The organism is Janthinobacterium paucivorans, assembly GCF_051380805.1.
Lineage (GTDB): Bacteria > Pseudomonadota > Gammaproteobacteria > Burkholderiales > Burkholderiaceae_D > Janthinobacterium > Janthinobacterium lividum_D.
This window is the reverse complement of sequence record NZ_JBNYXR010000002.1, coordinates 33345-47139: the sequence shown is the minus strand read 5'-3', so window position 1 is coordinate 47139 and position 13795 is coordinate 33345. Positions and strand designations below refer to the sequence as shown.

At 61.5% G+C, this 13795-nt stretch carries 12 protein-coding genes and 4 tRNA genes; 6 read left to right on the top strand and 10 right to left on the bottom strand.

From position 1 onward, the window contains the following. Positions 1 to 207: 207 nt before the first annotated feature. Complete coding sequence (locus tag ACQ4V8_RS03285; RefSeq protein WP_070346761.1) at positions 208 to 1080, bottom strand: alpha/beta hydrolase; 873 nt, start codon at positions 1078 to 1080, stop codon at positions 208 to 210. Further along, positions 1077 to 1289: a hypothetical protein gene (locus ACQ4V8_RS03280; protein ID WP_128089278.1), complete on the bottom strand. Its 213-nt coding sequence runs from the start codon at positions 1287 to 1289 to the stop codon at positions 1077 to 1079. Before ACQ4V8_RS03280 ends, ACQ4V8_RS03285 begins: the two co-directional genes overlap by 4 nt. Positions 1290 to 1436: 147 nt before the next feature. On the opposite strand from ACQ4V8_RS03280, the gene ACQ4V8_RS03275 reads away from it, so the two are divergent. Further along, positions 1437 to 2399 carry a LysR family transcriptional regulator gene (locus tag ACQ4V8_RS03275; protein WP_010399289.1) on the top strand — a complete coding sequence of 321 codons (963 nt, stop codon included), beginning with the start codon at positions 1437 to 1439 and terminating at the stop codon, positions 2397 to 2399. Further along, positions 2396 to 3376, top strand: a complete 981-nt coding sequence (locus ACQ4V8_RS03270; protein ID WP_436570881.1) for a D-2-hydroxyacid dehydrogenase — start codon at positions 2396 to 2398, stop codon at positions 3374 to 3376. The genes ACQ4V8_RS03275 and ACQ4V8_RS03270 overlap by 4 nt, the downstream gene beginning before the upstream one ends. 36 nt (positions 3377 to 3412) lie before the next feature. On the opposite strand, the gene ACQ4V8_RS03265 is transcribed toward ACQ4V8_RS03270, so the two are convergent. From ACQ4V8_RS03265 to ACQ4V8_RS03255, 3 genes are all read right to left on the bottom strand, one after another. Further along, on the bottom strand, positions 3413 to 3976 hold the full coding sequence (locus ACQ4V8_RS03265) for a GNAT family N-acetyltransferase (RefSeq protein WP_010399295.1): 564 nt from the start codon (positions 3974 to 3976) through the stop codon (positions 3413 to 3415). Positions 3977 to 4183: 207 nt separating this feature from the next. Continuing rightward, positions 4184 to 5329, bottom strand: a complete 1146-nt coding sequence (locus tag ACQ4V8_RS03260) for an alpha-hydroxy acid oxidase (protein ID WP_070346762.1) — start codon at positions 5327 to 5329, stop codon at positions 4184 to 4186. A 92-nt stretch (positions 5330 to 5421) separates the two neighbouring features. Then, positions 5422 to 6378, bottom strand: coding sequence for a phytanoyl-CoA dioxygenase family protein (locus ACQ4V8_RS03255; RefSeq protein WP_436570880.1), 957 nt, complete (start codon positions 6376 to 6378; stop codon positions 5422 to 5424). Positions 6379 to 6493: 115 nt separating this feature from the next. On the opposite strand from ACQ4V8_RS03255, the gene ACQ4V8_RS03250 reads away from it, so the two are divergent. Further along, entirely contained in the window at positions 6494 to 7366 is an 873-nt protein-coding gene (locus ACQ4V8_RS03250) for a helix-turn-helix domain-containing protein (RefSeq protein ID WP_436570879.1), read from the top strand. A 55-nt stretch (positions 7367 to 7421) separates the two neighbouring features. Here the strand turns inward: ACQ4V8_RS03250 and ACQ4V8_RS03245 are convergent. From ACQ4V8_RS03245 to ACQ4V8_RS03230, 4 genes are all read right to left on the bottom strand, one after another. Then, positions 7422 to 7498: transfer RNA gene (locus ACQ4V8_RS03245), tRNA-Arg, on the bottom strand. Between the two features lie 160 nt (positions 7499 to 7658). Beyond that, positions 7659 to 7735, bottom strand: a tRNA-Arg gene (locus ACQ4V8_RS03240). Positions 7736 to 7825: 90 nt separating this feature from the next. Further along, a tRNA-Arg gene (locus tag ACQ4V8_RS03235) sits at positions 7826 to 7902 on the bottom strand. 82 nt (positions 7903 to 7984) lie between these two features. Further along, positions 7985 to 8061 (bottom strand) — tRNA-Arg (locus ACQ4V8_RS03230). A gap of 426 nt (positions 8062 to 8487) precedes the next feature. Here ACQ4V8_RS03230 and ACQ4V8_RS03225 point away from each other — a divergent pair. Continuing rightward, positions 8488 to 10983, top strand: a complete 2496-nt coding sequence (locus ACQ4V8_RS03225; protein WP_436570878.1) for an ATP-binding protein — start codon at positions 8488 to 8490, stop codon at positions 10981 to 10983. A gap of 299 nt (positions 10984 to 11282) precedes the next feature. After that, entirely contained in the window at positions 11283 to 12266 is a 984-nt protein-coding gene (locus ACQ4V8_RS03220) for a GGDEF domain-containing response regulator (protein WP_010399303.1), read from the top strand. 76 nt (positions 12267 to 12342) lie between these two features. Here ACQ4V8_RS03220 and ACQ4V8_RS03215 read toward each other — a convergent pair whose 3' ends face one another. After that, on the bottom strand, positions 12343 to 12738 hold the full coding sequence (locus ACQ4V8_RS03215) for a hypothetical protein (RefSeq protein ID WP_010399305.1): 396 nt from the start codon (positions 12736 to 12738) through the stop codon (positions 12343 to 12345). Positions 12739 to 13051: 313 nt separating this feature from the next. Between ACQ4V8_RS03215 and ACQ4V8_RS03210 the strand changes: the two genes are divergently transcribed. Next, a complete protein-coding gene (locus ACQ4V8_RS03210; RefSeq protein ID WP_010399307.1) occupies positions 13052 to 13792 on the top strand; it encodes a sensor histidine kinase in 741 nt (246 codons plus the stop codon). Positions 13793 to 13795: the final 3 nt, after the last annotated feature.

The window sequence follows — 13795 nt, the reverse complement described above, 5'->3', positions numbered from 1 at the left end:
CAGCGTATGGTGATGCCATGGCGCCCGACGGCGCGCAATCAAAGGTAGACAGGGTGCCAGTTGCTTAACAACAGACGGGCACGATGAAGCTGGCTGTGCGAGCGCACAACGCAGACCAGATGGAAACTACACTGCGCAGTGTAGCAACCGAAACTCAAAAAGTAAACTAATAGGTGTAATTTATTTGCAGTGCCGCAGGTGGTGGCCTCATGACGCCGGCTCGGGCTCCTGTCCCAGTCCCAGTCCAGCGACAAAGCTGGCGATTTCGCCCAATACTTGCACCTTGCAGGCGCACTCATTGCGGGCGCCGGCATCTTGCAGCGGCGCGGCGGCCATGCGCCGCACGGTGGTCTTGATGCCGCAGGCGATCAATTTACTGCCATATTGTTCAGCCTCGTCGCGCAATGGATCATCTTCGCTCGACAGGATGAGGGCCGGCGGCAAGTTCTTCAGGCGGCTCGACTGCAATGGCGACGCGTACGGATGACTGCGGTCAGCGGCATTCGGCAGATAGCCACGGTAGGCGGCGGCGCATTGATCGGCCACTTCCGCCGAGTCCGGGCAACTGGGCAAGGAGCGCATGGAGCAGGTCGACAGACCGGGGTCGAGCATGGGCATGATCAGCACCTGGCCCGCGAGGGGCGGTCCGCCCCGGTCGCGCGACATCATGGCGCAGACGGCGGCCAGGTTGGCGCCCGCCTCGATGCCCGACACCACCATCTGCTTGCCCGTCCATCCCAGCTTGGACTTATTCTTTTTCGCCCACAGCAGCACGGCATGCGCGTCTTCCACGGCGGCCGGGAATGGCCGCACCTTCGCCAGCGTGTAGTTCGCAGCCAGCACGATATGGTCAGGGTTGCTCAGCACCAAACAGCGCAGGAAGTCATCCGCATCGTCCAGGTCGCCGTCGACAAAACCGCCACCGTGAAAGAAGACGATCAGGCTAGCCTGCTTGGCGCCCGGCACGCCGGCCGTGTAGATGCGCGCGGCCAGCGCATCCTGCGCACCTTGCACCTCGATGTCGCGTATCTTCAGCGCCTGGCCAGGCGCCAGTGCGGCCGCGGCCTCGGCAAAGCTCATTGCGCCACCACCGGCTGCAACGCAACAACGGGTACGCTGTCGTTCAGGCACAACAGGGCGATGCCGCCCACTTCATGGGTCAGGGCGCTGTAGGCATTAGCTTCGCTTTGCGCTGCCTGCGAGTAGGCATCCGTCGATACCATCGCGGCCAGAGCGAGCGCAACCGCCACCAAGGCCGGTACTGCAAAGTTTCTATTCCGATGACCCATGATTTTTCTCCTGTGAACTTCTTGCTGCATCACGTTTATGCTGCAGTACAGCAACTATAGACTTGATCTACAATCTAATAAAGAGCGCAATGACGAATTGATTGTTCAGAATTACGAACAATCAAGCATAAAGTGATAAGGAATCAAGTGAACAAGCTGCAAGCCATGGAAGTTTTCATCCAAGTCGTCGATGCGGGCGGCTTTACGCGCGCGGCGGAAAACATGCAACTACCAAAAGCGACCGTGTCGACCCTGATCCAGTCGCTCGAAGCGAGCCTGTCGGTGAAGTTACTCAACCGCACCACGCGCCACGTCAGCATCACCTCCGACGGCGCCGCGTATTACGAGCGCTGCGTGCGCATCCTGTCGGACGTGCGCGAAGCCGAGGAATCGCTGTCGCGCACGCGCTTGAGTCCCAGCGGACGGTTGCGCGTGGATGCACCCACGGCCCTGGCCAGCGAACTGATCATCCCCGCCCTGCCCGACTTTTTTGCCCGCTACCCCGACATCTCGCTGGAGCTCGGTTGCAGCGACCGCCCCGTCGATCTGATCGAGGAAGGCGTCGACTGCGCCGTGCGCGGCGGTGAACTGGGCGACCTGAACCTGATCGCGCGCCGGGTCGGCGTGCTGCATTTCATCACCTGCGCCGCACCCAGCTACCTGGCGCGCTATGGCACGCCGTTGCATCCGAAGGACCTGGCGCAGCACCGGGGCGTCAATTTCTTCTCCGCCAAGACAGGTAAGATGTTCGATTGGGATTTTACGCGCGCAGGCGAACGCATACAGATGTCTATCCCCAGCCATATCGCCGTGAACGACTCGAATGCCTATGCGGCCGCCGGCCTGGCGGGCTTGGGCATCGTACAAATGACGCATTTCATCCTTGCGCCGCTGATGGAACAAGGCAAAATGGTGGAATTGCTCAATGAATGGGAATCCGACCCGCTGCCCGTCCACGTGATCTATCCGCCCAACCGCCATCTGTCGGCCAAGGTGCGCGTATTTGTCGAATGGGTCGCCGACATGTTTAGCAACCACCCGGCCACGCAACTGAAGGGCAAGAGCAACCTTCCCAGCGCGCGCGCCACCCAGACCGAGGCCCAGCCATGACCGCAACAAACACATCGTCACACCACATCGTCTTCCTCGACCGCGACAGCCTGATCGCCAACGTGCGCCCGCCCGCCTTCGCGCACAGCTGGAAAGAGTATGCGCACACCAGGGGCGGCGAGCAGACCGTTTCCCGACTCCAAGGCGCAACGATCGCCATCACGAACAAGGTGCCGCTGCGCGCGGCCGAGCTGGCGCAATTACCGGACTTGAAGATGATCGCCGTGGCCGCCACCGGCACCGACATCCTTGACCTGGCCGCCTGTCGCGAACGCGGCATCGTGGTGACGAACATCCGCGACTATGCGCGCGCCAGCGTGCCCGAGCATACCTTGGCACTGATGCTGGCCCTGCGCCGCCAACTGGTCGCCTACCGCGCGGACGTGGAAGCGGGCCTGTGGCAGGCGTCAGAACGCTTCTGCCTGTTCGGCCATCCGATCCGCGACCTGGCCGGCAGCCGCCTGGGTTTGCTCGGTTACGGCGCGCTGGGCAAGGCCGTCGCCCAACTGGGGCGCGCCTTCGGCATGCACGTCATCGTCCACAATCGCTCGCCCATCGAAGACGACAGCGTGACGCAAGTGACGTTCGACGCGCTGCTGGCCACGTCCGACGTGTTGAGCCTGCACCTGCCGCTGACGGACAAGACGCGCAACATCATCGGTGCGCCAGAATTGGCGCGCATGCAGCCGACAGCCCTCTTGATCAACACGGCGCGCGGCGGCCTGGTCGATGAAGCGGCGCTGGCCCAGGCATTGAAAAATGGCGTGATCGCCGGCGCCGGCTTCGACGTGCTATCGAAGGAGCCGCCGCTGCCCGACAACCCGCTGTTGACCTTGCGCCTGCCCAACTTCATCCTCACGCCCCACACGGCCTGGGCCAGCGAAGCGGCCATGCAAAAACTGGCCGATATCTTGATCGGCAACGTGGAAGCGTTCGCGCAGGGTACGCCCACGCACGTGGTGGCATCAGCGGCTTGAAGCAAATCGACGCGCTGCTGGCCTGAAGGCCGTCACTCAAGGGGGCGAGCTACGGCGCGCCTGCCACTCGCGGCGCAGCAAGCCGTACAAGGCCGAATCGCTGACCTGGCCAGCCACGATCCAGCGTTCCGGCAGAAAACCTTCCTTGTTGAAACCCTGGCGCTCGAGGGCGCTGGCCGAAGCGGCGTTGAGCGGGTCGATATCGGCTTCCAGGCGGTTCAGGTCGCGCTCGAGAAACGCGAATGCGATCAGCGCGGACAAGGCTTCGTGCATATAGCCGCGCCCCCAGTACGGACGGCCCAGCGCGTAGCCGATCTCGGCGCGGCGGTTCTGGCGGTGCTCGGAAAACAGGCTGCAACTGCCCAAGTATTCGCCCGTCGCCTTGAGCTCGACGGCGAAGCGGAAAAATTCCTCTTTCCCAAATGCGGCGCTATCTTCGGCAATCTGGCGCGCGGCGCGGCTGGCGTCGGTCCATGGCGGTTCGCTGAAATAGCGCATCACCTCAGGGTCGGCATGCATGGCGAACAGGGCCGCCTCGTCGGAGAGCTGCGGCTTGCGCAGGATCAAGCGTTCAGTGCTGATGCTCTTTCTATAAGTCATGACACTCCAGTCTGAAGGCGAACAGTCGCATGCTGATTACTCCATGCAACCATAAATAAATGGCAACTCTTCGACCCAGGCAAAGACGGCGCGTCTACCCTGCCCTATGTCGCCGGCGGACGTGTCTGCATCAGCGACGCAGACGCCATCGAGCGCCTTCCCGCCACGCCAGGCACAGAAAGGGCTTGATAGCGTGCGGATTTCCCCTTAAAACGTGCCAGGCAGCAGGATTTTTTTATCCACCTGCTGCAGGTCGCGCAAGCCGCAAAAGGCCATCGTCAAGTCGAGTTCATTGCGGATGATATCCAGGCAGCGCGTCACGCCCGGCCCACCCATGGCGCCCAGGCCGTACAGGAAAGGACGGCCGATGTACACGCCCTTGGCGCCCAGTGCCACGGCCTTGAGCACGTCCTGGCCCGAGCGGATGCCGCCATCCATATGCACTTCGATCTGGCTGCCGACGGCGTCGACGATGGCGGGCAAGGCTTCGATCGACGATTGCGCGCCATCGAGCTGGCGCCCGCCGTGGTTCGAAACGATCAGCGCGTCGGCACCGCTTTCCACGGCCAGGCGCGCATCCTCAGGGTCCATGATGCCCTTGATGATCAATTTCCCACCCCAGCGCTGCTTGATCCATTCCACGTCCGCCCATGACAGGCTGAGGTCAAACTGCTGCTGCGTCCAGGCCGACAGCGACGACATGTCGGAGACGGACGTGGCATGGCCGACGATGTTGCCGAAGCCGCGCCGTTTCGTGCCCAACATGCCCGCCACCCAGCGCGGCTTGGTGGCCATGTTGATGATGTTCGGGATGGTCAGCCGGGGCGGCGCCGACAGGCCATTGCGCAAGTCCTTGTGGCGCTGGCCCAGCACTTGCAAATCCAGGGTCAGCACCAGCGCGCCACACTTGGCCGCCTTGGCGCGGTCGATCAGGCGGTTGATGAATTCGCGGTCCTTCATCACGTACAGCTGGAACCAGAACGGTTTCGTGGTGTGCGCCGCCACGTCCTCGATCGAGCAAATGCTCATGGTCGAGAGGGTAAACGGCACGCCGAATTTTTCAGCCGCCTGGGCGGCGAGGATTTCGCCATCCGCATGCTGCATGCCCGTCAAGCCCGTGGGCGACAGGGCCACCGGCATCGACACGTGCTGGCCCACCATGGTCGAGGCCAGGCTGCGGTTTTCCAGGTTGACGGCCACGCGCTGGCGGAACTTGATCTTGGCGAAATCGCTGTTGTTGGCACGGTACGTCGATTCCGTCCAGGAACCGGAATCGGCGTAGTCGTAAAACATGCGCGGCACGCGTTTCTGGGCCAGCACGCGCAAGTCGTCGATACAGGTGATGATACTCATGCGTTTCCTCGGTCGATTGCAGGTCGGACCATGATCGTGCATTTACCCGCAATTGTCTATGCGGCAGGCAAGCGTGGCGGACAGAACGTGGCTTAGCAGTCGCGCGCACCGAGGATCTTCTCACCCAGTTCGCTCAACTGCGCTTGCGGGTAGCGCAGCTTTTCCTTTTCCTCCGGGTCGCCGGGAAACGCGTAGCCTTGCGGCGCGCTGCGCTCGCGCCAGCTTTGCACGCGCCAGTCGCGCAAGACTTGATTGTCGTGCTGGGCTGGCGCAAAGGAAATGTATTGCGCCAGGCGCACCTGGTGCGTGGATGTATTCGGGCGGATGCCGTGCGCCAGCAGGCTATTAAAGATCAGCAACTCGCCTTTCTTCATGGCGATGAATTGCAAGGGGTACGGCACCGTCGCCAGGTCCGGCTGCCACGGGTTGCGGTCAAGCGGCACGCTCTTGCGCCACGCCAGCAAGTTGTTGAACAGTTCCGGATAGCACTGGAAACCGCCGCTCTCGGGCGAGGTGTCGGACAGGGCCAGCACGCCCTGCACGTTGACCGGCAGCGGGTCGAGCGTGGTATCGGCATCCCAGTGGATGAAGCCGCCAAACTTGCGCTTGCCCTTGTTCGGCGTGTTCAAGTTGGCGCGGTCGATGGTCACCCACAAATCCTGACGGTCCCAGATGTCGACGAAGGCGTCATATATCCGTTGGGTCTGGCGGTTATCCCACAGGGTCTGGTTGTGATAAGCCTCGACCATGCCGGCACCGTTGAGTTCCTTCATCGCGTGCTCGCGCAGCTGATCCTGGTTCCAGGTGGCGGCATCGTGCTGGTCCAGTCCTTGAAACTCCCACAGGAAATCGGTGGTGCGCCGAACCTGTTCCGGCGACACCGCCTCCTTGACGATGACATAACCGTAGGTTTGCCAATGCAAAAAGTCGCTGTCGGAGAGCACGCGCAGGGGCAGCTGTTTCTCGATGTCGCGCAACTGAGTTTGCTCCGTGTAAGCCACGGACGGATTGCCGGGACGGTCTGCGCCATATTGATATTTGTCTTGCATCGCTGTCTCCTGTGTTGGTGTGAGACAGATTGTGCGATGGTACGGCCAGCTCAAATGCGCGCCTAGCGGTCAATACTGATACTATAGTGACTATATATCCGCTCATAACGTCATCATGACGCCCTTATTCGAACAAGTCACCATACCGGCGGGCCACTCCTGGGGCTTGCTGTGGCGCGAACTCGACACCATTGCCTTCCTCTGGCATTACCATCCGCAATTCGAGCTGACCCTGACCGTCAATGCCCGGGGCCAGCGCTACATCGGCGACCACTTGGGCGATTTCGAAGCGGGCGACCTGGTGCTGCTAGGGCCGAATTTGCCACATACCTGGTCGGCCAGCGAGCGCATCGACAGCGCGCAGCCGATGCTGGCCGTCGTCGTGTGGTTTTCATTGGCATGGGTGGAGCAGCTGGTGGCCTGTTTTCCCGAATTGCAAGCCTTGCGGCAACTGGCGGCCCGCGCCGGCCCCGCGCTGCACTTTTCGCCGGCAGCGAGCGCGCGCAGCGCGGCCAAGCTGTTACAACTGCAAGCGCTGCCCGTGCCGCAGCGCCTGCCGCTGCTGCTCGACGTGCTGCTGGACCTGGCGGGAGATACGGGGGCGCGGCCGCTGGCCTCGATGGCGCAGGCGCCGCTGCCCGATGGGCAGCACAAGCGCATGAGCGACGTGTTCGCTTTCATGCATGCGCATTTCCGCCAAGACATTGCTATCGAAACCCTGGCGCAGCGCGCTGCCCTGTCGTTGGGCGCCTTTCACCGCTGTTTTAAGCGCCACGCGCATTGCACGCCGGGCCAGTACCTGGCGCAGCTACGCATCGGCCGCGCTTGCCAACAGTTGATCGAGAGTAATCTGGCCATCGCCGTCATCGCGCAAGAGGCGGGCTACCGCAACCTGGCGCATTTCAATCGCCAGTTCCGCGCCGCAAAACAAGTAACGCCGCGCGCGTTTCGCCGGCAATACCGGCGCGGCGCCACAGGCGCAGCGTAAAACCATTTGGTAACGAAAAAGGGGATCAGATTTTACAATCTGACCCCCAATATTCTGGTGCGGCTGGCAGGAATTGAACCCACGACCCCTTGGTTCGTAGCCAAGTACTCTATCCAGCTGAGCTACAGCCGCCTAAGACAAGATTATAGCAGGGCTTTGCAGAATGGCAAAGGGCGCCGTGCGGATATTTCACAATTGCCCAGGCCGCCAACATGGCCGCTGCCCGCCCGCTGTCATGACGAAAAAAAACCCGGAAAGTGAACTTTCCGGGTTTTTTCTTTACTGCTGATACTGGTGCGGCTGGCAGGAATTGAACCCACGACCCCTTGGTTCGTAGCCAAGTACTCTATCCAGCTGAGCTACAGCCGCAAACTTTGACACGCTAGGCCTTACTGCACGAAGCTTGAAACTCTGATCAAAACGAAGCGAACTCCGCTCTGGCAATCATACTGATAAAACTGGTGCGGCTGGCAGGAATTGAACCCACGACCCCTTGGTTCGTAGCCAAGTACTCTATCCAGCTGAGCTACAGCCGCAAAACCTCTACAACGTCTCCGTTACCACATGGAGCTAACAACTTTTACAACAAAACCAGACAAAGTCTGACTTTCAGTATTCTGGTGCGGCTGGCAGGAATTGAACCCACGACCCCTTGGTTCGTAGCCAAGTACTCTATCCAGCTGAGCTACAGCCGCGCAGGCAAACATTATAGCGTATTCATTTCGCTTTGAAAAGTTCGATTTTTCAATCGCTTAGCTGATTTTGCGCAATACCGCCCCGCACCATCAGCCATCTTTTCACTGCAGAAAAGCCTACGCCTTTCATCGATGGACACAGCTGCTTTCACAGTCGCTTCCAGCGCATCGAGAAGTTGCTGTCTCGAAAGAAGCGGGATTATAGGGACTGCCTTCCCGTCTGTCCAGTGCTATCTGCAGGCAGCACGCAAGCGTGCGGTGGCGGCGCGGCGCTTGCGACTACAATACTGGCCAGACAGGGGCGCTTGTGCCACCTCTCATGCATGACAGCGGGCACTTCCATCATGACCCTTTTAACTGAGCTTGGCGATGGCAGCACGGCGCAGCGACAGCCAGCGCTGCAGACACACCGTTGCAGGATTACCGATGGCTAAGCATGACGGCGAGCAAGATCTGCTCTTCCCATCAGCGCTGCTGAGCCTATCAAACGACAGCATGGCCAACTTGCTAGAGAACATGACCGACGGCCTTTGCCTGCTCGACCACGACTGGACCATTCGCTACATCAATACGCGCGGTGCCGACATGCTCGCGCCGCAACGTTCGCCCGGCAGCCAGCTGGCAGGCAGCAGCCTGTGGCAAGCCTGCCCCGACTTGCAGGGCACGGCACTGGAAGCGCAGTACCGGGGCACCATGGCGCAGCAGCAGCAGCAGCAGAGCGGCAGTTTCGAGCTGCCATATCGGCCATCGGGACGCTGGCTGGAAGTGCGCATCTACCCGTCCAGCGAAGGTTGGACCACGTATATCCAAGACATCAGCGAGCGCAAGGCGGCCGAGGAAAGCGCGCGCCAGGGCGAAGAAGATGTACACGCGCTGGCCAATTCCATCGTACAACTGGCCTGGATCGCCAACGTCGACGGCACCATTGCCTGGGTCGACCAGCGCTGGCAAGACTATACCGGCAGCAACGCCGAACAGATGGCCAGCGGCGGCTGGAGCAGCGCCTGTGAGGCGCAGCACCTGGCGCCCATGCTGCAAGGCTGGAAGACGGCTTTACGCGATGGCACGCCTTTCGACATGACATTTCCCATGCGCGCTGCCGATGGCCAGTACCGCTGGTTCCTGACGCGCGCCTATCCCGTGCGCGACCGGGGCGGGCAGCTGCTGCGCTGGTTTGGCACGAGCACCGACGTCGATCAGGTCAAGCGTGCGCAGCAAGCACTGCGTACCGAGACACGCGTGCTGGAATTGCTCAATGACACAGGCGCGTCCCTGGCCGCCCCACTGGACATGCCGGCGCTGCTGCAGGAAACCGTCGACGCGGCGACGCGCATCAGCGGCGCGCGCTTCGGCGCCTTGTATTACGACGACGCGCGCGATGTCCGCGACAACTGTGGCGCCCTGCCTGCGGCGCGCGCCGTCAACGGCATCAGCCTGTTCCAGGCCGACACCATCGCTGCACCACTGCGCCAGGGACCGGCCATGCGCCAGAACGACTTGCGAGCCGCTCCCGACGCCAGCACCGACGGCACGCCAACGCTGCGCAGCTGCCTGAGCCTGCCCATCCGCTCGCGCTCAGGCATGCTGCTGGGGCACTTGCTGCTAGGCCATCCGCAGGCGGGCATGTTCAACGCGCGCAGCGAACGCATCGCCTCGACCATTGCGGCGCAGGCGGGCGTCGCGCTCGACAATATGCGTCTGCACGCGGCCGCCACGCGCGCCGCGCTAGAGCACAAGGTGCTATGCGAGCGCGAGCGCGAGGCCCGCGCCGAGGTCGAGCACACGCACCAGCTAAAAGATGATTTTCTCACCACCCTGTCGCATGAACTGCGCACGCCGCTGTCAGCCATCCTGGGCTGGGCCCAGGTGCTGCGACGCGGCACCCGCAATCAGGCCGACCTGCACCGTGGCTTGCAAAGCATCGAACGCAATGCGCGCGCGCAGGCGCAATTGATCGAAGACTTGCTCGACATGCGCCGCATCAGCGCCGACAAGCTGCTACTCGACCTGCAGCCGCTTGCACCGGCCAGTATCATCGCCTCGACCATCGACATCCTGCGCCCGGCGGCCGACGCCAAGGACATCGCCATCCACAGCAGCGTGGCCAGCGATGCGGGCACGATCATCGGTGATTCCTTCCGCATCGAGCAAGTGCTCTGGAACCTGCTGTCGAATGCCCTGAAGTTCACGCCTCAAGGAGGACGGATCGACATCGGCATGCGCCGCGAGGCGACCCACCTGGCCATCACGGTGAGCGACAACGGCGTGGGCATCAAGAAAGACTTCCTGCCCCACGTATTCGAGCGCTTCCGCCAGGCAGACGCCGCCATCACGCGCCGGCACGGCGGCTTGGGGCTGGGACTAGCGATCGTCAAGCACTTGGTGGAGCAGCATGGCGGCACGGTCACGGCCAGTAGCGGCGGCGATATGCAGGGTGCCAGCTTCACCGTGCGCCTGCCACTGGACCCGCCAGCGGCTGCCGCGCCCCAGGCGGGTGACACCGCATCGGCCAACCCTGACTTGCGCGGCGTCAGGGTACTGCTGGTCGATGCCGATGCCGGGGCGCGCGCACTGACACAGCGCATCCTGCGCGACAAGCATGCCGAAGTGCATGGCACTGGCAGCGTGGCGCAAGCGCTGCAACTGCTGGAGCAGGTACAGCCGCATGTGCTGGTGAGCGACATCGGCATGGCCGATACCGACGGTCTCGACTTGCTGGCGCATATGCGCGCGCACGCCGCCCCTGGAGCGGCCAGCCTGCCCGCGCTGGCCCTGACGGCGTTTGCGCAGCTGCCACAATGTCAGCGGGCACTGAGCAGCGGCTTCCAGGCGTGGGTCGCGAAACCACTGGATCCGGTCACCTTGGTGGCGGCCGTGGCGCAACTGGCCACGACGCACATAGCGCCCCCCTTAAAAAGATGATGCAAAGAAATACACAGCACAGAGTGAAATGACTATTTTTGTCGGTTGGCCTTCCTACTTTCAGACGCGGCACTGTCCTACAAGCAACTAAGCTGAAATTTGCTACACTGGAATTCATCAGCACACCTGTACGGCAGGCAGGAGACAGGCGGCCTTGGCTGCCAAGAGCGGCAAAAGTGAGTCTAGCGCTGTAGTGCGCGCTATCTTCTTGCAAGGCGCTACTATCTTTCCTACCGCCGTCAGCCGATCATCAGCGGTACAAGCCAGCGTTGCATAGACCGTATTAACCGAGACCTTACATGCCAAGCCAAGATGAGATTTTGAAAGCCAAAATTTTGGTCGTCGACGACTCACCCGACAATGTCGAGCTCATGCTGGAAATCCTGCGCGATGCCGGCTATACCAACGTCACGGCAACCATGCGCCCAGCCGAGGTCTGCCCGCTGCACCAGGAGCACTACTACGACCTGATCCTGCTCGATTTGCAAATGCCGGAACTCAATGGTTTCCAGGTCATGAAAGGCTTGAAGGAAATTGAGCATGGCGGCTACCTGCCGGTACTGGCCCTGACGGCACAACCCAGCTTCAAGATCGCCGCCTTGGAAGCGGGTGCGCGCGACTTCATCAGCAAACCGTTCGACCTGATGGAAGTGCACAAGCGCATCCACAACATGCTCGAAGTGCGCCTGCTGTACAAGGAACTGGCGCAATACAGCAAGCAACAGCAAGAACTGGCGCTGCACGACGCGCTGACGGGCCTGCCGAACCGGCGCCTGCTGGAAGACCGTATCGAGCATACGCTGCAGCAATCGGCCCGCAGCCACAGCAAGTCGGCCATTCTGTACCTGGACCTGGACGGCTTCAAGACCATCAACGACAGTTACGGCCACGGCTGTGGCGATGAGATCCTGAAAATGGTGGCGGACCGCCTGGTGGCCGCGTCGCGCAAGGAAGACACGGTAGCGCGCATCGGCGGCGACGAATTCGTCATCGTGCTGGGCAACCTGGCCGGCAAGGGCGACGCGCGCGAGCCGGCCGCCAAGCTGATCGAAGTCATTTCCGAGCCATATTTTATCGACAAGCTGAGCTTGCGCCTGTCGACCAGCATCGGCATCGCCATCTACCCGGACGATGCCAGCACCGTCGCCGCCCTGCTGGGCACGGCCGACACGGCTCTGTATGAAGCCAAGCGCGCCGGCAAGAACCGATTTTGCTGCTCACCCCAGGAAGTGATCGCGCCGCAGCCAAGCACGCAGAACAGCAACATCCACTCTATCGCCTGAACTGAGTTTGTGCCTGGCGCACCAAGAAAAAACGGCCGGCCAACACGGCCAGCCGATTTTTTCCTGCCCGCGCGCTTTATTTTTTCCCGGCCGTCACTTCATGCTGTCCGGCATGCTGGTGGTCCGTTTGCGCATTCACGGTCTCGGGCGGCACTTCAATGCGCGTGATGCCGGCATCGACGGAAATCGGATCGCTGGCCGGGAAAGTCATTTCGACGGCGTCGTCGAGCAGCTCTTCCTTCGCACGTTCTTCGCCGCTCATGCCCTCTTCATCGGCCAGGATGACCAGCGCGCTGGCCCATTTGACGACATTGAGATTGGACAGTTCGCGCACGGTGCTCACGCCAAACGCCTGCTGCAAGACCTTGGCATCCTTCGCGCTGACGCCGCGCAGGGCACTGATGGGCGCATTGACGATGTCGCGGAAGCTTTTGTCGGCATATTCCTGGTCGACGATGGTATCGATATTCATGGCATGTCCTTTCGTTTCTATAAGCGGGCCTGTGCTGCACCCTGGGCCGCAGAACGGCTATGCTGCATGGGGAGAATGCACGCCTCCACTATGGCAGTGCAAAGCGCCCCGGTATGTGCGCAGCCGTACGCAACGACGGGAACTGCGCCTTGGCCTGGCACAAACAATCATCTTATGCATCGAACAAAAATGATGGGAGGAGATTAAAATTGCTGAAAAGATAGAAATTTTCCATCCATGCGCCCTCTGATGAAATCCTCATGTATGATCCACCACTTGAATTTGGTCCACCTTTCACCATTCACGGGGCGCTATGTCCGCACAAACAGATCCGAACAAGGAAGCGGCCCAGGCCGATGCGGAACGCGCAGCCGATCTGAGCGAATTGCTCGGTCATATCAATACCAGCTGGGACAATGAACGGCGCTCCCTGTCGCGCCAACTGCACGACAGCCTCGGCTCATCGCTGACGGCGCTGACCATGCACTTGTCGCTGCTGACGCAAAAAATGCCGCAGGAAACGGCCTTGCTCGAACGTGCTGCGACCATGAAGCAATTGCTGCTCAATGTGATTGAAACCAACCGGCAAATGCAGCTGAAGCTGTGGAACGACAAGCTGGAGTTTCTTGGCGTCAATGTGGCGCTGAGCGAGCTGGCCGCGCAATTCGCCGAACAGCACAAGATCACCGTACGCTGCAGCCTGCCTGATGACGAATTAATTTGCCCCCGCAACATGGGCGTAGCGCTGCTGCGCACCCTGGAAGAGGCGCTCGGCAACATCGCCACGCATGCCAACGCCACGCAGGTCGACATCATCATTGACGACAACGAGGCAGCGCTGATGATGACCGTCAAGGATAACGGCAACGGCCTGCCGGCGCGGGAACCGGTCGACATGCGCAAGCATGGACTGCGCTGCGTGCGCGAGCGCGTGCACTACCTGGGGGGCAGCCTGAACCTGACGGCCAATGCACAAGGCGGCACGGCCCTGAGCGTCGTCTTGCCGCGCACGAGCGCGCAAGCATCATCGCTGCTCCACGGCAGCGGGCGCTAACAC

Coding starts and splice junctions, on each gene's coding strand:
- ACQ4V8_RS03255 (WP_436570880.1), bottom strand. CDS start 6,378: ATGCAAGACAAATATCAATATGGCGCAGACCGTCCCGGCAATCCGTCC.
- ACQ4V8_RS03210 (WP_010399307.1), top strand. CDS start 13,052: ATGTCCGCACAAACAGATCCGAACAAGGAAGCGGCCCAGGCCGATGCG.
- ACQ4V8_RS03280 (WP_128089278.1), bottom strand. CDS start 1,289: ATGGGTCATCGGAATAGAAACTTTGCAGTACCGGCCTTGGTGGCGGTT.
- ACQ4V8_RS03225 (WP_436570878.1), top strand. CDS start 8,488: ATGGCTAAGCATGACGGCGAGCAAGATCTGCTCTTCCCATCAGCGCTG.
- ACQ4V8_RS03260 (WP_070346762.1), bottom strand. CDS start 5,329: ATGAGTATCATCACCTGTATCGACGACTTGCGCGTGCTGGCCCAGAAA.
- ACQ4V8_RS03215 (WP_010399305.1), bottom strand. CDS start 12,738: ATGAATATCGATACCATCGTCGACCAGGAATATGCCGACAAAAGCTTC.
- ACQ4V8_RS03250 (WP_436570879.1), top strand. CDS start 6,494: ATGACGCCCTTATTCGAACAAGTCACCATACCGGCGGGCCACTCCTGG.
- ACQ4V8_RS03265 (WP_010399295.1), bottom strand. CDS start 3,976: ATGACTTATAGAAAGAGCATCAGCACTGAACGCTTGATCCTGCGCAAG.
- ACQ4V8_RS03270 (WP_436570881.1), top strand. CDS start 2,396: ATGACCGCAACAAACACATCGTCACACCACATCGTCTTCCTCGACCGC.
- ACQ4V8_RS03285 (WP_070346761.1), bottom strand. CDS start 1,080: ATGAGCTTTGCCGAGGCCGCGGCCGCACTGGCGCCTGGCCAGGCGCTG.
- ACQ4V8_RS03220 (WP_010399303.1), top strand. CDS start 11,283: ATGCCAAGCCAAGATGAGATTTTGAAAGCCAAAATTTTGGTCGTCGAC.